Origin of the sequence: Rhizobium sp. CF142, assembly GCF_000281145.1 — a bacterium.
In the GTDB taxonomy this organism is placed as follows: domain Bacteria; phylum Pseudomonadota; class Alphaproteobacteria; order Rhizobiales; family Rhizobiaceae; genus Rhizobium.
In genome coordinates, this window is sequence record NZ_AJWE01000095.1 from 72,421 (window position 1) to 91,959 (window position 19,539).

Genomic DNA, 19,539 nt, shown 5'->3' on the forward strand with positions numbered 1-19,539 from the left:
AATCGCAAAACATCCAGGCCCGCGAATGTGCTACATTGCGTCATCGCGTGCTTCTGTTGCGGGAGGGATCGAGAATGCAGCGCAAGCTGGCTACGATCATGGTCGGGGATTTCGTCGGCTCCACCACGGCAATGGAATCAGATGAGGAAGGCGCGATTGCCCGGATCGATACTGTGCTCGAGACCGTTCGCATGGTCGTCCAGCGCCATGACGGCCGTGTCTTCGGCACGGCGGGTGACGCGCTGCTTGCCGAGTTCGCCAGCCCTGTCAATGCGCTGAGGTCCGCCATCGAGGCGCGCGCCGAGATTGCCGCCCTTCCTGGAGCGAGCGGCGGCGATATGCGGTTCGGCCTCCATCTCGCTGATGTCGTCGTCGTAGGCTCGGACCTGCGCGGCGACGGGGTGAATATCGCCGCGCGCATCGAGGCATCCGCGCCACCTGGCGCAATCGAGGTTTCAGGGCTGCTTTACGACCAGGTCCGGCGGGTTTCGCCTTGCGGATTCGAGGATATCGGCGAACGGCGTCTAAAGGGGATTGTCGAGCCGATCCGGATCTACCGGGTCACCGAACTGGTGGACCGACATGTCTATCAGTTCGCTCCGACGCGATCCGCCCCCAGTGCCGCCCAATCTCCGCGGACCAACTCGATCGCGGTGGCGCGGTTCGATGTAGCGCCCGGCGCTGTTGCAGATCAATGTTTCCTGGCGGAGGGCATTACCGACGACCTGACGCTGGAACTCAGCCGCCTCAAGGGGTTGTTCGTCAGTTCCCGCTCGGCGGCCGCCGCGCTGACGACGAAAGACCCGGTCGAGATCGGCCGGCTTCTCGGCGTCGGCTACGTCATCAGCGGCTCGATCCGCCAGGTGGGCGAGGACCTGCGGGTCAATATCGCCCTGACCGAGACGGCAGAGGGTCTGGTCATCTGGTCGGATCGCATCAAGCGTCCGTTTCGCGAATTGCTCGATGTGCTGGACGAGATCATCGCCCGTGTCGCGGCAACCGTGTCCGGACGTATCGAGCAGTCGGAACTTGCGGCAGCGCGGTTGAAGCGCCCGGAGAATATGACGGCCTACGAGTATTACCTGCGCGGGCTGGATCATCACCGGCTGGTTGGCGTGGCGGATACTCACATACATGAAGCCATGGCCTGGTTCGAGCGGGCAATGACGGCCGACCCCGGTTTCGGCCGTCCCTTCGCAATGCATGTCTGCTCGTGGAGCAACCTGCCGAGCTTCGACATGGACAAGGCCGAACAGCAGGTCGCACACGCGCTCGCCCTCGACCCCTCCGACCCGGAAGCCCATCGCATCATGGGCGCGATCAAGATGAAATCAGGCGACTTCGTTTCGGCACGTTATCACCACATTCGTGCCCACGAACTCGCACCGAACGACGCCTATATTCTTGGCCGCAGCGCCGCCTTCTACGTCTATGCCGGGGAGGCTGAGCGCGCCCTCGACATGCTTGATCGCGCCGAGACGCTCGATCCCTTCCTGCCGGTCTGGATCACCGAAGAGCGGGTGGCGGCGCTTTACGCGCTCGGCCGTTTCGACGAGATGATGCGCGTCGCCCTGACGCTGCCCTTCCAGACCAGGCGCAAGTCGCTCTACCAGGTTGCCGCGAGCATGGCCTGCGGCGACACCGGAAAGGCGGAATTCCTGGTTCGGCAGGCGCTTTCCCTCGATCCGGCTCTGTCTGCGGTCTACATCCGGATGCAGGAAACCTATGCGGACGAGTCCGTCACGGAAACCCTCGTTGCGCGCAATTGCGATGCCGGCCTGCCGTTGACGCCACGGAAGGCCGCAGGCCGGAAGAAATCAATCTCGCTGAGATGATGATCCGGCCAGGCGGACATCCGGCGCGCGCAGCCGCCGCTTCCATGCCCTGAGCCGCCGCCCGCGAACATTCAATGCTCGACGGACATTCGTTCCGATGTTAATTTAGTATCGTCTAATGCGACGACTATTCGGTGTGTGAGGGGGAGCTGCCGAGATGACGATCGTTCGCAGTCTGCCTGCATGTACGGGTCTTATCGCTATCGGCTCAGCGCCCGCATTGGCTCGGCCGATCTCCCGTGGAGGGCGGCTTCTTCGGTCTGATTTCCTGTTTCACCTCGACATTGCTCAGCTTGCCGACGCGGGCTGCGCGGATCATGGAACGCAATCATCCTTCGGTCGGCCTCGGCGTCGTAGGTGATATCGCGATCGTCTGCGATTCCACCAGGGCGGCCAAAACTAGGGGGAACCAAAATGAAGCTATTGCTTGCGGTCACATCGAGCCTTCTGACACTTGCGGTCTCCTGTGCGAACGCACAACAAATCACCGGCACACCGGGTGCGCCGGATGCCACGACGACCCTCGACGGGCGCTACCTTCCCAATCCGCCGGCGCCGTTTGGCGGCGAGATCGGGCTGAGCGCAAGAGATTCTAAACCGTATTGGCCGCCTCAGGTGGTGCCCCCGAAGGGCGCGCCGAACGTGCTGCTGATCATCACCGATGACGCAGGCTATGGTGTCGCGGGCACGTTCGGGGGCGTCATACCGACGCCCGCTCTCGATCGTGTCGCGCAGGCGGGCCTGCGCTACACGCAGTTTCACTCGACCGCGCTTTGCTCGCCGACGCGTGCGGCGCTGATCACCGGGCGCAATCATCATTCGACCGGCTTCGGCGTGATTTCGGAGCAGGCGACCGGCTATCCGGGATATGACTCTGTTCTGGGTGTGGATAACGCAACGATCGGCAACATTATGAAAGAGAATGGCTATTCCACGTCATGGTTCGGCAAGAACCACAACACTCCGTCATTCCAGTACAGCAGTGCCGGTCCCTTCAACCAATGGCCGTCCGGCATGGGCTTCGACTATTTCTATGGCTTCATGGGAGGCGACACCAACCAATGGGAGCCCTATCTCTTTCAGGATCACACACAGATTTTCCCGTGGGTCGGAAAGCCCGGCTACAATCTGATCACCGACGAGGCCGACAACGCCATCAACTACATCAAGCAGCTGAACGCGGCCGCGCCTGACAAGCCGTTCTTCGTCTACTACGCGCCGGGTGCAACACATGCACCACATCACCCGACCCCGGAATGGATCGAAAAGTTCAAGGGCAAGTTCGACATGGGCTGGAACGCCATGCGCGACCAGATCTTTGCGAACCAGAAGCGCCTCGGTGTCATCCCTGAGAACGCACAGCTGACCGCGTGGCCGGACGACTTGCCGAAATGGGACACGCTCGACGCCGACAGCAAGAAGCTGTTTGCTCGTCAGGCGGAGGTGTTCGCAGCTTACGTTGCCTATTCCGACCATGAGATCGGCCGGGTGATTCAGGCGGTGGACGACATCGGCAAGCTGGACAACACGCTCGTCATCTATATCGAGGGCGACAACGGCACGAGCGCGGAAGGGAGCACGCTCGGCACCCCGAGCGAAGTGATCACCATCGAGGGCCTGCAGATCCCCGTTGCCGATCAGCTGAAATTCTATGATGCCTGGGGTTCCGACCGGACCTATCCGCATATGTCGGTGGCCTGGTCATGGGCTTTCGACACGCCGTTCAAATGGACCAAGCAGGTGGCTTCGCACTTCGGAGGCACGCGGCAAGGCATGGCAATGGCATGGCCCGCCCGGATCAAGGACGCCGGCGGCACCCGCAGCCAGTTCCATCATATAATCGACATCGTGCCGACGATCCTGGAAGCCACAGAGATCCCGGCACCCGCCATGGTCAACGGCGTGGCGCAGAAGCCGATCGAAGGGGTCAGCATGGCTTATAGCTGGGACAAGGCCAACGCCGATGCACCATCGACGCGCCACACCCAGTATTTCGAGATGTTCGGCAATCGCGGCATCTACCACGACGGTTGGTATGCATGCACCACACCGCCCGCACCGCCCTGGCTGATGGGCACGGCGCCGATGCCGGAAGTCGTCAACGGCTACAAATGGGAGCTCTACAATCTCAACGAGGACTACTCGCAGGCCAACAACCTCGCTCAGAGCAATCCCGACAAGCTGCGTGAGATGCAGGAATTGTTCCTGCTGGAAGCTGCGAAATACAATGTGTTTCCGCTCGACAACTCGATCCTGGAGCGTCTCCTGACACCTCGGCCGAGCGCAACCGCGGGACGGAAGGTGTTCACCTATTCAGGCGTCGTTTCCGGTGTACCTGGCGGCAACGCCCCCAATATCGTCAACAAGTCCTATACGATCACCGCCGATGTCGAGATTCCAACGAACGGCACGGACGGCATGCTTGTCACGACCGGCGGTCGGTTCGGCGGATACGGCCTCTACATCCTCAAGGACAAGCCGGTGTTCCTCTACAATTTCGTCGATATAGAGCGCTTCCGCTGGGAGGGGGCTGACGCATTGGCCCCCGGAAAGCACACGATCGAGTTCGACTTTACGTCGGACAGCCACAACATGGGCAGTGGCGGAACGGGCATTCTCAAGGTGGACGGCAAGGAGGTCGCCAGCCAGAAAATCCCGCATACGATCCCGGCGCTGATGCCATGGGACGAGACATTCGATGTCGGCATGGATACCCGCACCGGCGTCGAGGACAACGACTACCAGGTACCCTTCGCCTTCACCGGGACGATCGACAAGCTGACGGTGCAATTGAACTGATGGAACCACGAACTGCCGCCGATATCTTGGGGGCAGTTCGTCAACCAGCGGCGCGCGACGCCCAGTGCAAGCGCCCCGCTTGAGTGCTTCTACGCCTTGAGTCTGGCGACCTGCGGGCCGACGATCGCGGCAAACAGGCTGGGGTCGCCGAGCGCGCGGGCGGAGAGCATGGCGCCGTGGACGCACGCCATCAGGATCTGGGCTTCCTGCTCGGGCGTTCCCGAGAGCCGGAAGAGCCTCTGCTCGGCGCCGGTCTTCAGCACCGATGCCAGCCAGGCGGCAAGATTCTCGAAATGCCGGCGCACATGGGTTGCCACCGGCGCCGGCAGCATCTGTATTTCGGCCGCCAGCATGGCGCAGACGCAGAAGGGCTCCGTGGCATCGAGAATGCATTTCTGCCAGTAGTTCAGATAGGCCTGCAGCTGATCGACGGGGCCGGGGACATGCTCGCGCAGCGATCTCAGGCCGGATTCGGCACGTTGCGTATAGCGATCGACCAGCACCTGCACGAGTTCAGCCTTCGTTGGGAAATGGTGGTGGATGCTCGCCTTGCGGATGCCGACCGCCTCGGAAATATCGGCATAGCTGAAGCCGTTATAGCCTCCCGCCACGACGAGGGACTGCGCTATATCGAGGATTTTTTCCGAGGTGGTCTGTTCCATGCAGCTTGCCTATCTGCTGGTAGGCAAGGCTGTCAAGCTCGCTCGGCGGGCCGGCTCACGAGCATGTGTTCCTGATGGCAGAGGGCGGCGACGTTTGGCGATTGACTCTCTAAATTTAACTACCTACTAGTAGGAAGACAAACAAGGAGCCTGTCATGCAGAACCAATCTTCCGCGCAATCGAGCTGGTTGCGATCCTATTATTTCGTCCGTGCGCTGTTCTCGATCGGCTGGATCATTGCCGCCATTCTCTCGGCCACTCAGTCGGGAAGCCAATCGGCGCTCGCCTCCGTGTTGCTCGTCATCTATCCGGCCTGGGACGCGGCGGCGAACCTCGTGGACGCCCGCTCGAACGGCGGGCTGAAGGCGAACCCCGCCCAGACATTCAACGTCGCCGTCAGCACGGTTACCACGCTTGCCGTTATCATCGCCGTCCTGAACAGTACCTATGCCGTACTCGCGGTCTTCGGCCTCTGGGCCATCCTTTCCGGCCTCCTGCAGCTTTCGGCCGGCGTGCGGCGCTGGCGCATCTACGGCGCGCAATGGGCGATGATCCTCAGCGGCGCGCAATCGACACTCGCCGGCGGTTTCATGATTAGCCAGTCGTTTGGGACTACGCCGCCGAGCATTCTGGACATCGCGCCCTATGCCGGGTTTGGTGCCTTCTATTTCCTGCTGTCGGCTGTGTGGATGACGGTTGCTGCGTATCGCAAGGCGAGTGTGCAGGGGTGAGGGGCGCCAGCTTTTCAGCAGGTACGACCTTACGCTCTGTGCTCTCAGGGGCGCTCATGGAATAATGGGCTTCATGGCTGTGCCGAGGAACGTCTCGGCCGGCCATTTTCGCGTCATACAATTGTTCGGTCTGGTGGCGTCAGATTGCTTTTCGAGAACCCACTTGTACCAAGTCGCTTCGGCCGATGGGAAGTCTTCCAGTCGGTAGCGTACAAAGTCCTTTTCACCAATGCTGAGCAGGGCAAGAAAGACGGCCTGCCGATAATCCTCTAGAATAAGTGGGGGCCGTTTTGGCGCAAAGTTCTGCTTGAGAACATTACGCAGGGTGTCGTCCGCGGCACCAATGCGGCAAACGGCAAGGACAGGTGCGAATTTAAGGAAGTTATCAGGTTTCACCGCCCTTGCCATATCAGCATAGTAGGGCAGTGTGCCAAGGCCGGCATCGGCCGCCCGGATAAACAGACCGGGATCAGCTTCCAGCCATCGATCATTCTCCCTCACCATCCGGAAGATCCGGCCGGCAAACGGCGCGAATGCATCTTCGCTCAAAGCCGTTAGCGCGCTGCCGAGCTTCATGGCAACTGCGGTCGAATTGCGGTCATTCCTCCGCAAAAGGTTGTCCATTGCGGAGACGATCTTTTCAGCGTTGCCTGCCAGACGGTCCGGATCGGAAGCAACCACATATTGAAAATTGTGCGGAAGCGAGCCGGCCGCTCCCGAAGCAAGCCGATCGAGCGCAGCATAAGCATTTTCCTGCACCTGGCCTGCGATTCCGCGCGCCTCGTTTTCTGCGTGTGCGTTGGCGGCAAATCCTGCGAAGTGAGCTTTCTCATCCAAGCTATAGGCCGGGATCGACAGCAGAATAGAGATGGGATTATCCGATATATCGGCAGGGAGATTGTCGGGCTTTGTGTCGAGGTGATAAAAACTTGTGCGGAAACCGGCCGAGCATATCGGCTCTGACGAGAACGAAGTGTAGCCGCAGCCAAACACCGGAAGCGGCAATGATGCATAGCGTCGCGCAGTGGCGGTCCGGTATTCCGCAATCGTTTTTCCCCGAAACTCAATGCGGTATGAGCCTTCCGATATCAGGTCTTTCTGCTTCCAGATTTCCGGCTCCTCGGAGACGACGATCACGCGTTCTTTGGTCGGGCGTTCCGAGAAGCTAATTCTGCAAGGGCGGCTGCTATCCCAACCCTCGTAAAAAATGGTCATCTTGTTCAGGCGGAAGCCGGGGTCATCGACGATCGTATCGCAGACGGCCCGTGTCATAAGCCTGAAAGAAGCAAAGCCTGTGGTCTTTTCACCTTTTTCTTCGCTATAGGCGACGGGGACCTTGTGGCTATAGACGAAGGTGGCAGCGTTGCTCATGATCAGGTCTTGCGTCGCCGCATCGAATGTCATGACGCCGTGAGGATTGCTTGCTTTCAGCCCGGCTTCATATTCGGCAATCTGGCGACCCTGTTCAATGTATACGCCGTAGTAGGCGGAATAGGCGACGAGCGGGATAACGATGAAGGTTCGCGATGTGTGACCGATCAGCGCTTCGTAAGCCAGGCAGATCAGGAAGAGATTGAGCAGGAGTCCGCAGATGTAAGGACTGCCGATCAGCAGGAATGGCGCCCCCACATAGGGAAGCGCCTGAACGATCAGCAAAAGTGCCAGACTGCCGAGGATGCTCAGCGAAGCAAAAGGTATACGCAAAGGAAAAACCAGCCGTTGCAATTGGATGGGATGGTTATGCTTGAGAGTTTAATTTCCAGCTAAGATGCTATTTCAGATTGTATCTTCGCCCGAACGCTTCCTCGTATCCTCGCCCCATCCCCCGTTGGCAAATCGCCCCCGCAGCGGCTAGTCTGCCGCCACCCACCTTCGGCGGCGACTCCCACGGCCCGGCCAGCCACATCACGAGGATACCACCATGAGCACTATCGAAGCCGTCGCCGAAGAGGCCAAGGGTTGGCGCCGTCATATCCATCAGAATCCGGAGCTGCTCTTCGATCTGCCGGAGACGGCGGCGTTCGTGGCCGGCAAGCTTGCGGAATTCGGCTGCGAGAATGTCACGACCGGGCTTGCCAAGACCGGCGTCGTCGCCGTCATCGAGGGCACCAAAGGCCCCGGCAAGACGATCGCGCTGCGCTGCGACATGGATGCGCTGCCGATGTCGGAGCAGACCAATCTTCCCTATGCCTCGAAGAATGCCAACCGCATGCATGCCTGCGGCCATGACGGGCACACCGCCATGCTGCTTGCCACCGCCAAGTGCCTTGTCGAAAACCGGGATTTCTCCGGCAAGGTCGTGCTGATCTTCCAGCCGGCGGAGGAGGGCGGTGGCGGAGCGCGGGTGATGATCGAGGAAGGGTTGCTTGAAAGCTTCTGCATCGACGAGGTCTATGGCATGCATAACGAGCCGGGCCTGGAGATCGGTTCCTTTGCCACGCGCGCGGGCCCGTTCATGGCGGGTGCGGACCGTTTCGTCATCACCATCAATGGGAAGGGCGGGCATGCGGCAGCGCCGAACATGACGCGCGATCCGGTTCTCGTCAGCGCCCATATGGTCATCGCGCTGCAATCGATCGCCTCGCGCTTCACCGATCCCTTCGATCCGGTCGTCGTCTCCATCACCTTCTCGGAGGCCGGCAACGACAAGGCGCTAAACGTCATTCCCGCCACCGTGCGCCTCGGCGGCACGATCCGCACCATGCAGGTGGACACGAGGAAGGCCGTCGAGCAGCGGTTCCGCGACATCGTGCATGGCACGGCGAAGCTGTTTGAAACCGAGGCAGAGATCGACTGGCGGCCGGGCTATCCTGTCACGGTCAACGATGCCGGCAGGACGTCAGCCATCGTTGCGGCGGCTGCAAAGGTGGCCGGCGAGAGCCAGGTGGATGCGGCTTACGAGCCGTCGATTGGGGGCGGAGGATTTCTCCTATATGCTGGAAAAGCGGCCCGGCGCGATGATCCTGATCGGCAATGGGGATAGCGCGGGTCTGCATCACCCGGCCTATGATTTCAACGACAAGGCGATTGCGCATGGGGTGCGCTATTGGCTGTCGTTGGTTGGGCAGGAGCTTGGGGGACGGTAAAGGGTATCGGTGGGGAGGAGCGCAGTTTTATCCTCCCTCCTTCCTGTGCTTGTCACAGGAATCTAGCCACCGCGCGTCTGCGCGGTGAACGACACCTCCTTACTTCAAGCGAAAAAGTCTCTCCTGCCCAAGGACTTGGGCAGGCTGAATCCCTGTGACGAGCACAGGGATGAGGGGAGATTGGGGTGGGCTTGGTGCCCCAAGCGAGGTTTGTGCTGTTCGGGCGTTTGCTTGGTGGTTTCGCAATCCGTGACGATTGCGGCGAGCGGCTGGTTCACCTCGTGGGCGATCGAGGTCGCAAGCCTGCCGAGCATGGACAGCCGCGCCGTATGCAGCGGGTCGACCTCGTGTTCGTGTGGCTGTCTCTTGCTTTATGACGAGTACAAATAGCAGAATATCGCCCCCTTCGCGGCGCAAGCCGTGTGGCTCTGCGCCGCCAAAGGGGGCCACGAATGCCGTTGTCGACGCCCCTCAGGCGAACAGGAAGTCGCCGGACTGCAGGACATAGGCTCCGTTGAGCGTGGCAACTCTAACGGCGCCGTCTCCTCCGGTGCCGTCGTCGTCCCAATAGAGCGTGCGGTCGGAGGTGTTGAAGTAGAACTGGGCGTCGGCGCCAATGGCGGTTTTGCCGACATGGAAATCCAGGGTGGCCGTGGTCATGCCCTGGAAATCGCTGGACTGGAACGCCAGGAAATCGTCCGCGCCAAAATCGTTGATGAAAGCGAAGTTCGATGCGCTGGGTGCGGCGAGGACGAAAGTATCAACGCCGCCGCCGCCGGCCAGGCCATCACTGCCGCCGCCGCTGACGAGCGTATTGGCTGCAGAATTGCCTGATATCTGGTTGTTGCCGCTATCGCCGATCCCGGTCACGGCGCCCGCCTGAAGGATCAGCGTTTCGGCTCCGGTTCCGGCGAGCGAATAGGTTTCGGCCGTGGAATAGATGATATCGTTCCAATCCCAGATGCCGTCACCGGTATCGTGGACGACGTCGTTGGCGCTGTCGACCTTGTATTTATCGTTTCCATCCCCGCCATCCATGGTGTCGTCGCCGGTACCGCCCGCGAGTATATCGTCGCCGGAGCCGCCATACAGCTTGTCGTTGTCGGCGCCGCCATCGAGATAATCGTTGCCATCGAGACCGGAAAGCGTATCGCTTCCGGCAGCGCCGCCGAGCGTATTGTTGCCGCTATTGCCCGTGATGACGTTAGCGAGCGCGTTTCCGCTCGCATACAGGTTACCCTCCGCGACAAAGGCGAGGTTCTCGACATTGGCCCCCAGCGAATAGCTCACCTGGACGAGGATCGTATCGGTACCCTGTCCTGCCAGCTCCACGACCCTGTCGGCCGAGGTATCGACAATGTAGGTATCGTCACCCAGGCCGCCCGTCATCCGGTCGTGGCCGTATCCTCCGTCCAGATGGTCATTGCCCGCAAGGCCCGTCAGCGTGTCGTTGCCGGAGCTTGCATATATGGCGTCGTCTCCGGCCGTGCCGACCAGGTTCTTGTCTGGGTAGGTGCCGTAGATGCGGTTGCTCGGAAGCTCCACCGCATGGGCGTCGGTATCGAAGCGGACCTGAAAGATGCCGGAATCATATCCCTGGACATCGGTATAATCACTGTCGGACGCCCAGCTGACGACCCAGCCGCCGTCATCGAGCGCCGCCACCTGGGGTATATCCTTGTAGGTATGGGTCAGCGTGTTGATGAGCGCCTCATCGCCGTTTTTCGTCCCGTCGGCGTTAAACGCCTGCTGGTAGACGTGGTAAAAGGTCTCGCTGCTGCCGATCACCATCCAGGTTACCACCCAGCCGCCGTCGGAAAGAGCCGTCACCTTCTGGTTCCCTGGATATGTCCCGTCGGTATCGACCTGGGTCTCGCCGCCTTGCGGCGTTCCGTTGGCGTTGTAGGCCTGCTGCATGAGATGGGCATCGCCCGAAATCCAGATCACCACCCAGCCGCCGTCGTCCAATGCTGCGGATGCATGATAGGCCTCGTTGCCGTCCGTCGCGGTATTGACTCGTGTCTCCGTGCCGAACCGTGTTCCGTCGGCATTATAGGCCTGCTGATAGATCCCGCGGCTGGATCCATCCTGGCCGAGCGATTCCCAGATGACGACCCAGCCGCCATTGCGTGCCACCACGGATGGGCTGTCCTGATAGGAATTGGTGTAGGTATTGACGAGGGTTTCCCCGCCGTGCGGCGTGCCGTCGGCATTGTAAATCTGCTGGAATACGCCGGTTTCGGAACCGTCCTGCCCGGGCGATGACCAGGTGGCGACCCAGCCGCCGCCATCGAGTGGCGCCATCGAGCCCAACCACTGGTTTCCATCGGTGTGCGTGTTGACCCGGGTCTCTCCGGCGATCTTGGAGCCGTCGGCAGCGAAGGCCTGCTGGTAGATCCCATATCCGGAACCGTCCTGGCCTACAGACAGCCAGCTGACGACCCAGCCTCCGTCAGAAAGCCCCATGACCGACCGCGACCCCTGACCCGCGCCCTCATAGGTGTTGACCTGGGTCTCGCTGCCGCGCGGCGTACCATCAGCGTTGAATGCCTGCTGATAGACCCCGGGCGTGGAGATCCCCTGGTTTCCCCAGGTAATTACCCAGCCGCCATCGGCAAGGGGGGCGATGGCCGGCATCTCCTGATTGCCCTCGACGATGGTGTTGACGCGGGTTTCAGGACCGGAGGGGGAGCCTGTGGCGTCGAAGACCTGCTGGTAGACGCCGGTACCGCTGCCATCCTCCAGGGTGGAGGCCCATGTGATCACCCATCCGCCGCCCGGCAGCTGGGTGGTCACTGTACTGTACTGAGAATTGACCGTGAACGTGTTGACCTGAGATTCCACAAACGGCATTTACCTTCCTCCTCAGATAGACAGTACCGAGAGAACGAACGCGTTGCTGCAGACCCGATGCGTATTGCTACCATACCGTTCTTTTTTGACGATTGGCCGACAGTCCCGATATTCTTCGAAGAGAAGGGACATGCGTGCCGATTGATTGGCTGCGCCGAATAGCGGCGCTAGTCGGCTGATCGAAAGGAGCGCGCCACCGCCCTCACACCGCCTGAACACTCTTCACCACGCCCGTGCGGTCGATGACGCAGGTGAACTTGCGGCCCGAGGCGTCGAGATCGACGCTGAAGCCGCCGGCTTCGACCGGGCGCGAGCTCGTCGGCAGGACTTTCGCCCTGTCGAGACCGGCCTGTTTGGCGGCGGCGTCGGCGCAGAGCAGTTGCAGGTCGGCAGGAGCGGTCTCGACCGCCGTGCGCGACATCTGGTCGGGCGGCGGGGCCGACTGGCAGGCGGCAAGTGCCGATAGCGAAGAAAGGAACAGGGCCGGGAGCGGCCGGCTCTTCAAGAACATGCGCATGTTGGTTCCCCCGTTTCAGACGCCCTTATAGAGGGCCGCGCCCTGCATCAGGACGATGACCTTGGCGCCGACCTTTATCCGCGAGTGCAGATCGATAATGTCGTCATTGTTCATGCGAATGCAGCCCGAGGATACGTCGAGGCCGATCGACCAGGATTCCGGCGTGCCGTGGATGCGGTAGATCGTGTCGGCATCGCCGGCATAGAGATAGAGCGCGCGGGCTCCGAGCGGATTATCGGGGCCGCCCGGCTGGCCGGCCGCCCATTTGGCGGCATTGGGGTCGCGGGCCACCATCTCGGCGGGCGGGGTCCAGGTCGGCCATTCGGCGGTACGCCCCACGCGCACGATGCCGGCCCAGCCGAAGCCTTCGCGGCCAACCCCGATACCGTAGCGGATCGCCTGGCCGCCAGGCTGCACGAGATAGAGAAAATGCTGATTGCCGTCGATGATGATTGTGCCCGGCTCCTCTGCCGTGCGAAAGGTCACGACCTGCCGGCGGAAGGCATCCGGAACCTGCTTGTTGCGGGCGAAATATTTGCGTGCCGTGTTCTTGTCGTAGTCGACCCACTGCCGCGTCTTGGGATCGTAGATCTGCGTGCCGGCCGCAAGGGCGACATAGGCGGCGAGGCTAAGCGTCAGCGCGGCCAGCGCGGCTTTCTGCAATGTCCGGTTCATGGTTTTGCCCATCCCTGGATGCGGGCGGCATTCTCCGCCACCCATTTTTCCGCGTAATCGGCGGGCGGTGTTCGCTCCACCTGCAGCGCGTAGGTCATGGCAGTCACTTCCTCAGGCGTCAGATCGACCTTCTCCAGAAAGGCGGCGATATCGGCATGTTTGGCGCCGAAAGAGGTCGACCAGGCGATGTGGAATTCCGATGGCGGCCAGGCGACATCCGCTTTCGAATGTTCGATCCAGAGCGGATCGCTGCCGGGCGCGATCTTCCATCGTGCGGGATCGTAAGCCGGCTCTTCCAGCCGGGTGACCTTGTGCAGTTCGAAGACATTGTGCGGCGCGTAGCAAGCAAAGACCATCGGCCGGCCGGTGGCGACGGCTGCATCGACGGCGGCCATGCCGACATCCTCTTCCGCCTCCACCAGCGTGAGGTTCCTGGCGTAACCGTAGCTCAAGGCGCGCACCCGCTCGATGCTCGCCGAGGTCCAGGTTGCCGCGCCGATCCAGAGTTCGCCGCGGCCATCGCCATCGGTATCGAGCAGGGCGCCCTTTTCAGGGTCCGAGAGATCCTTGACGCTCTTGATGCCGGCCTTTTCAGCGTCCTCGGTGGCGCAGAGGCCCTGCCAGGCGGCAACGGCGCGTTTGGCCAGAACCACCGCCTTTTTCTCATCGACATATTTTTGGATTGCCGCATCGAGGTTCGGCCGCCAGACCTCCGGGTGGATATCGAGCTCGCCGGATTCCAGCCCCGAGAAGGCATTGAGCTCGCCCATCTCGCGTAGATCGGCCGTGAGGCCGAAGTTCTTGCCGATCGCGACCTTCAATATATTGGCCGTCGCCTGGCCGGACGGCCAGTTCGGCACGGCGATCACGAGATCGGCGGCCTGGACGCTGTGGGCGGAGCCGGATGCGATGAAGATGGATGCGGCAAGCATGGCTCCCGCATGAAAGCTGTGCCGTTGCGGATTCTCTTCCTGACGATGTCTCACAGAAATCCCTCCGTTTCCGCTCCCCAGCCGGTTGAAGTCCTAAACACATTACGCGCATGTCGGGGAAGTACGTTACCGTAAACTCCGGCGTAAATTCGTGCGGCGCGCAGGCCTGCCGGCAGCGTGTCCTGTTGATGCCGGGAGATTTTTTAACCTTGGCAGAAAACCCCTCCCCACAAGGGGGAGGGGCTTAACCTGCCGTGCCGGCTTTCCATGTCATCGATGTTTCGGAAGGAGTGAGATGGTGCCACGAGGAGCCCCTCCCACCTGTGGGAAGGGGTTGGGGAGGGGCTTAACCTGGTCGTTTGCCGCTCTACGGTTTCTCATTGACGAATGGAGACTTGCCCCGAATCCCCAATTAGGCTTTCGTGGCCGCGTTTCAGTAGGATACCGGCACGCCCATGTTTGTCTTCGCGAAGGTTTTCTGGCTCACGTCTCAACCCGTCACGATCGGCTTCCTGCTGATCGCTCTCAGCGTCATCCTGATGATCTTCCGTATTCGGCGGCTCGCCATCGCGGCCGGGCTCCTGTCGCTGGCGCTCATCTTCGTGAGCTTTTATACCACATCGGGTGCGCTGATCGTACAGGAGCTGGAGGATCGTTTTCCGCGGCCGGCCGCACCTGCCGATGTCGCCTGCATTGTCCTGCTCGGCGGCGGGATCGCAACGAAGGTCGATGGCGTGCGCGGCGGCTACAATCTGGATGACGCGGCTGATCGCTATATCGAAACGGTGCGGCTGGCCGGCGTCTATCCCAATGCCAAGGTCATCATGTCCGGCGGCGATGGCAGTCTCCTCGGCGGCTACGTCAAGGAAGCGGATATTATCCGCAGGATGTTCGACGATTTTCATATCGACCCGGCCCGTGTCGAATATGACGCGGAGTCGCGCGATACCTATGAGAACGCTATCAATACAAGGGCGATCCTGCAGCGGTCGAACCTTAACCACTGCCTGCTCGTGACATCGGGTTTCCACATGCCGCGGGCGGTGGCAATCTTCCGCAATCTCGGCATGGACGTCACGCCCTGGGTCACCGATTACCGTACGACGGGAGAGCAGGGCCTGACACTGTCGGCCGGCCATCCGATTGACAATGCCGACCTGTTGACGACGGGCCTACGGGAATGGATCGGGATCGTCGCCTATTATTTCGCTGGCCGCGTCTCGACCCTTTATCCGCAGTGAGCGCCGAGCGCTTGCGCCTCGCAAGCGCGTTGCACAGGGCTGTTCTATGGCCGCGCGAGAGGGTTCGCCTTCGCCGCCTCGCATTCCGGCAGCCGCACAGGTTTGGCGAGTTTCGCCAGCGCCTCGGGCTTGGCGCATGCCGGGAAGCCGGCTAACGGCATCGTCTCCATGAACCGGCTGCGTTCTATTGAGCTTAGGCCGGGTTCATTGATCATGCTCTCTACAGTCAGGTCCGGGTGCTGCTTGAGAGCTTCTCTGGCCGAAGCATTCGCCTCCTCGGTTCGACCGAGTGCCGCAAGCGAGCTGCTGCGCACCACCCAGGTCCACTTTTGGTAGCTGTCAGGCGTCATGCGCTCGAGCATCTTCACGGCGTCCTCGTATCGGCCCGCCATGAAATAGGCGGGTGAGAAGAAGTTGGACGTCCACATCGGATAGTTCGGGTCGAGCCGCTTTACCTGGTCGACCATTTGCGCGCCGCGTTCGGGTTCGCCGAAGCGTGCTGCATAGCCGGTATAGAAAGTCAGGATTTCGGACGAACCCGGCGCCAGGCGAAGGGCCGTGTCCAGCTCAGACTTAGCGCGGCCCATGTCGCCTTTGTTGGCAAGGCTCATGCCAAACACCGCATGTGCTTCGGCGTCGCTCGGATCAAGACGCACCGCGCGTTCGGCCACATCGTCGGCCGCCTTGCGGTTGCTCTCGGGATCGACGCCAAACAAACTCAATATTTCATGCGCATGGTAAAGTTCTACCCAGGCCCGTGCCAGCCCTGGGTCCAGCTCGATGGCGCGGCTGAGGAACGTGATGGCCTCCTCCTCATCGGCTTTGGTGAGCTTTTCAATCTTCTCGGACCCGAGCAGATAATAATCATAGGCATTCAGGTTTTCCGGCCGTTTCCGTTTGGCTGCGGCCCGCCCGGCCTCCTGAATCAGTCCCACGCCGCCGCCGAGGCGGTTGGCGACCTGCTCTGCGATTTCGGTCTGAACGGCGAACACGTCCTCGGCGGGCCGGTCCCAATTCTCCGACCAAAGATGGTGGCCGGTTTTTGCATCGATCAACTGTGCTGTGATCCGTACCCGGCCACTCTGCCGCTGGATCGAGCCTTCCAGCACAAAGCCGACATGGAGCGCAGTTGCGACCTGGCGGGCATCCACCGGCTTACCTTTAAAAACTTCCATCGAATTGCGCGCCACCACCTCGAATTCGGGAAACCGCGCGAGGTCGGTGATGATGTCCTCCGTCAGGCCATCGGCGAGACGCCCGCTCGCCTCGTCGCCGCCAAAATTGTCGAAGGGCAGCACCGCCACCGACGGCTTGCCGCTCAAAGGTTCGGGCTGCAGGAACCACCAGGCCGCGCCGCCCGCCAGAGCAAGCGCCACGATCGCCGCCACAGCCGTCCCGGCCCAGCGCGGTATCATTCCGCGAAGCGGGCGACGCGCCCGTTTGCCGTCGAGCCTCAGCCGATACATCCGCACCGGGCGGCTGATATTCTTGACCTGCTGCTCGCCGGCGAAATCGAGCGGCCAGTCGAGTTTGCCCTGGAGGTGATCGTATGCCGTACCCGACACCATCACGCCGCCCGGCTCGGCCAAATGTTCCAGCCGCGCGGCAACATTCACCCCATCCCCGTAGAGATCGCCATCCACCAAGGCGACATCGCCCAGATTGATGCCAACGCGGAATATGATGCGCTCAGGCTCCGGCAGGTTGGCGTTGCGCGCCGCTACGCTATTCTGAAACTCTGCGGCGCAGGCAACCGCGTCGACCACGCTGTCGAAGGCAACAAGCGTACCGTCGCCCATCAGCTTGATAACGGTGCCATGGCGCTCAGAAATGGCGGGATTGATCAGGTCGGCGCGGATGGCCTTCAGTCGCCTGATGGTGCCGGCCTCATCGGCCTCCATCGCCTTCGAGTAGCCTACCATATCCGCCGCCAGGATCGCGAGCAGCTTCCGGTCGAGTGCGGGGGTACTCATCATCGTTGCCCTGTATGAACATGCAACAGTGCCGGCAGTCTACACCCACCGAAGCACCGCAACCAGCACACCGCCAAAACGGCATCTCTGATTGTCGCGCGAAGCGGCCACGAACTCGCTTCGGCCGGTGGCATCTGCTCGCGAATTCAGCGCTTTTGCTTGCATTGGAACACAGTTATATGCTTGCGCTGACATGGCAGGCATCGGGCGCCAGGGAGTTCACTTGAGAATATTGATCATCAGCCGCAAGGCGGAGGAGGTTCGGCGGAGCTTCCAGATCCGGCAGCTGGCCGCGCTCGGCCTGTCCTTCGAATTTCTCGACGCATTCGAAGCTGCCGATCTCACGGCCGAGGAATGCCAGACGGCTGCCAGCAACTGGCCGAGCCCAACGCGGCGGCAGGACATCGGCTGCTTCCTGTCCCACCGCAAGGCCTGGCAGGCGGTGATCGCGCATGGCGCGAAGATGCTCATCCTGGAAGACGATGCGGTGCTGTCAGACGATATCGCTGCCGTTCTCGCCAATATCGAAGCCCGCAACGATGCGTGGAACAGCGTCTACGATCTCGAATTCGCGCCACGTCGCCATATCCTCAACCGCAAGCGCGCATGGCAGGACGAGGCCGGCCGTTTTGGCGCGACCCGCGTCTATCAGAACCGCGTGGGGCTGGCCGGTTATGTCATCGGCCCCGAGGCGGCAAAACGCATGCTTGCGGAAACCACCACCTATTCGCTGATCGATGCGCATTTCTGGCACCGCTCCTGGCTTGCCGCCTACCAGATCGAGCCGGCGCCGGTCATCCAGCAGCGGTTTCTGGAGGGTGAGGGCGAGAGCGCCGATTTCGTGCGCCCGGAAAAGGATCTGGTCTTCCTGCCGCTCAGCAAGGTGCGCAAGCAGTTGCGCCGGCTGGAGCTCGAAAGCATCAAGGCGAGGAATCTCATCGTCGGCCTGTTCGTAGGGCGGAAGCGGGATGTTCTCGTCGATCGCTCCAGGTTCAATGCGGGTGCGGTGAAATCCGCTTAGGTGGGGTTGCTGCTGGCGCTGGTGATTGAGTAAGGGCACACCGATTGATGCTGTGCCGTGTGGCACCCCCCTTGTAACTTGACGTCATCCGCCTGCAGCCTAGCTAGCGCTTGCGGTGACGGAGCCGAGCCCGCACCCCCCTTGGGTTTGAAAGCCCGAGGCAGAGCCAGGGATAGCTCCGTCGTTCCATCGAACCCGAACAGTCGCCGGGGCCGCTCGCGAAGGCGAAGCCCGCTTAGACAAGGATGGGATCGGATGGACGTTGTGGTTGGCATCGATGTTTCGAAGGAGCAATTGGATGTGCATGTGCTGCCGTCAGGCGAAAGCTTTGTCGTTGCCAATGATGATGAGGGGCTGGACGGGCTTGCTGCGAAGCTCACGGGCCTGAAGGCCGACATCGTCGCGCTGGAGGCGACGGGCGGATATGAGAAGCTCGCGGTGGCAGCCCTTTCGGGAGCCGGCCTTGCAGTGATTGTCATCAATCCGGCGCAGGTGCGCGCCTATGCCAATGCTCTAGGCAAGCGGGCCAAGACCGATCCGATCGATGCGGAAGTGATCGCCGCCTTCGTGGCTGCGACCAGGCCGGAGATCCGGCCGCTGCCCAATGAACAGAGCCAGGCGCTAGCAGCCCTTCTTGCCCGTCGCCGGCAGATCGTTGCAATGATCGTGGCCGAGGAACAGCGCACGCGCATGGCGCTTGCCAAAGAGGCGCAGAAGAGCATCAAGCGGCTGCTTGCCGCGCTCAGGCGCGAGCTCGACAGTCTCGATGCCGATCTCGACGACCATATCCGCAAGTCGCCTCTATGGCGGGTGCGCGAGGCGCTTTTGACCTCGGTGCCGGGTGTGGGACGGGTGACCGCCCGCACGTTGCTTGCCGAGATGCCGGAACTCGGCAGCCTCGACCGGCGGCAGGTCGCAGCCCTTGCCGGTCTTGCTCCATGGACGCGGCAATCGGGCAGATGGAAGGGCAAGAGCTTTATCGGCGGCGGCCGGACCGTGGTGCGCTCCACCCTGTTCATGGCCACGCTGGTGGCCTGCCGTCACAATCCGATGCTGAAAGCCTTCCGTGATCGCCTGGTGGCCTCAGGCAAGCCGAAGATCGTCGCAACCGTCGCTGCCATGCGCAAGCTGCTCACTATCCTCAACGCAATGATCCGGGACCAGAAAGCATGGCAAAACGCCCAAAACGCTTGACTTTCAAGACAGTCGCTCTG

13 protein-coding genes and 1 pseudogene are annotated in these 19,539 nt (G+C 61.5%); 7 read left to right on the forward strand and 7 right to left on the reverse strand.

Going from position 1 to position 19,539, the window contains the following annotated elements; all coding sequences use genetic code 11:
* The first annotated feature begins 74 nt into the window (after nucleotides 1-74).
* Both PMI11_RS20175 and PMI11_RS20180 read left to right on the forward strand, forming a co-directional pair.
* Nucleotides 75-1,835, forward strand: a complete 1,761-nt coding sequence (locus PMI11_RS20175) for an adenylate/guanylate cyclase domain-containing protein (protein WP_007820658.1) — start codon at nucleotides 75-77, stop codon at nucleotides 1,833-1,835.
* Between the two features lie 414 nt (nucleotides 1,836-2,249).
* Complete coding sequence (locus tag PMI11_RS20180) at nucleotides 2,250-4,634, forward strand: arylsulfatase (RefSeq protein ID WP_007820660.1); 2,385 nt, start codon at nucleotides 2,250-2,252, stop codon at nucleotides 4,632-4,634.
* 89 nt (nucleotides 4,635-4,723) lie between these two features.
* On the opposite strand, the gene PMI11_RS20185 is transcribed toward PMI11_RS20180, so the two are convergent.
* Nucleotides 4,724-5,296 carry a TetR/AcrR family transcriptional regulator gene (locus PMI11_RS20185; RefSeq protein ID WP_007820663.1) on the reverse strand — a complete coding sequence of 191 codons (573 nt, stop codon included), beginning with the start codon at nucleotides 5,294-5,296 and terminating at the stop codon, nucleotides 4,724-4,726.
* A 155-nt stretch (nucleotides 5,297-5,451) separates the two neighbouring features.
* On the opposite strand from PMI11_RS20185, the gene PMI11_RS20190 reads away from it, so the two are divergent.
* Nucleotides 5,452-6,027 (forward strand): DUF308 domain-containing protein, encoded by a 576-nt coding sequence (locus PMI11_RS20190; RefSeq protein WP_007820665.1) that lies wholly within the window; start codon nucleotides 5,452-5,454, stop codon nucleotides 6,025-6,027.
* Between the two features lie 54 nt (nucleotides 6,028-6,081).
* On the opposite strand, the gene PMI11_RS20195 is transcribed toward PMI11_RS20190, so the two are convergent.
* Nucleotides 6,082-7,731 (reverse strand): hypothetical protein, encoded by a 1,650-nt coding sequence (locus PMI11_RS20195; protein ID WP_007820672.1) that lies wholly within the window; start codon nucleotides 7,729-7,731, stop codon nucleotides 6,082-6,084.
* A gap of 217 nt (nucleotides 7,732-7,948) precedes the next feature.
* Between PMI11_RS20195 and PMI11_RS20200 the strand changes: the two are divergent.
* Nucleotides 7,949-9,113: pseudogene (locus tag PMI11_RS20200) on the forward strand (M20 aminoacylase family protein).
* Nucleotides 9,114-9,584: 471 nt separating this feature from the next.
* Here PMI11_RS20200 and PMI11_RS36025 read toward each other — a convergent pair.
* From PMI11_RS36025 to PMI11_RS20225, 4 genes are all read right to left on the reverse strand, one after another.
* Nucleotides 9,585-11,966, reverse strand: coding sequence for a calcium-binding protein (locus PMI11_RS36025; protein WP_007820675.1), 2,382 nt, complete (start codon nucleotides 11,964-11,966; stop codon nucleotides 9,585-9,587).
* Between the two features lie 202 nt (nucleotides 11,967-12,168).
* On the reverse strand, nucleotides 12,169-12,483 hold the full coding sequence (locus PMI11_RS20215) for a hypothetical protein (protein WP_007820676.1): 315 nt from the start codon (nucleotides 12,481-12,483) through the stop codon (nucleotides 12,169-12,171).
* A 15-nt stretch (nucleotides 12,484-12,498) separates the two neighbouring features.
* On the reverse strand, nucleotides 12,499-13,158 hold the full coding sequence (locus PMI11_RS20220) for a L,D-transpeptidase (RefSeq protein ID WP_007820677.1): 660 nt from the start codon (nucleotides 13,156-13,158) through the stop codon (nucleotides 12,499-12,501).
* Nucleotides 13,155-14,090: an ABC transporter substrate-binding protein gene (locus PMI11_RS20225; RefSeq protein ID WP_051034611.1), complete on the reverse strand. Its 936-nt coding sequence runs from the start codon at nucleotides 14,088-14,090 to the stop codon at nucleotides 13,155-13,157. The genes PMI11_RS20220 and PMI11_RS20225 overlap by 4 nt, the downstream gene beginning before the upstream one ends.
* Before the next feature lie 455 nt (nucleotides 14,091-14,545).
* Here PMI11_RS20225 and PMI11_RS20230 point away from each other — a divergent pair, with 455 nt between their 5' ends.
* Entirely contained in the window at nucleotides 14,546-15,331 is a 786-nt protein-coding gene (locus PMI11_RS20230; RefSeq protein ID WP_007820679.1) for a YdcF family protein, read from the forward strand.
* Between the two features lie 44 nt (nucleotides 15,332-15,375).
* Here the strand turns inward: PMI11_RS20230 and PMI11_RS20235 are convergent, their stop codons facing one another.
* Nucleotides 15,376-17,304, reverse strand: coding sequence for an adenylate/guanylate cyclase domain-containing protein (locus PMI11_RS20235; protein WP_037071761.1), 1,929 nt, complete (start codon nucleotides 17,302-17,304; stop codon nucleotides 15,376-15,378).
* A gap of 223 nt (nucleotides 17,305-17,527) precedes the next feature.
* Here PMI11_RS20235 and PMI11_RS20240 point away from each other — a divergent pair, with 223 nt between their 5' ends.
* Both PMI11_RS20240 and PMI11_RS20245 read left to right on the forward strand, forming a co-directional pair.
* Entirely contained in the window at nucleotides 17,528-18,325 is a 798-nt protein-coding gene (locus tag PMI11_RS20240) for a glycosyltransferase family 25 protein (protein WP_007820683.1), read from the forward strand.
* A gap of 255 nt (nucleotides 18,326-18,580) precedes the next feature.
* Nucleotides 18,581-19,519 carry an IS110 family transposase gene (locus PMI11_RS20245; RefSeq protein WP_007820685.1) on the forward strand — a complete coding sequence of 313 codons (939 nt, stop codon included), beginning with the start codon at nucleotides 18,581-18,583 and terminating at the stop codon, nucleotides 19,517-19,519.
* Nucleotides 19,520-19,539 lie beyond the last annotated feature (20 nt).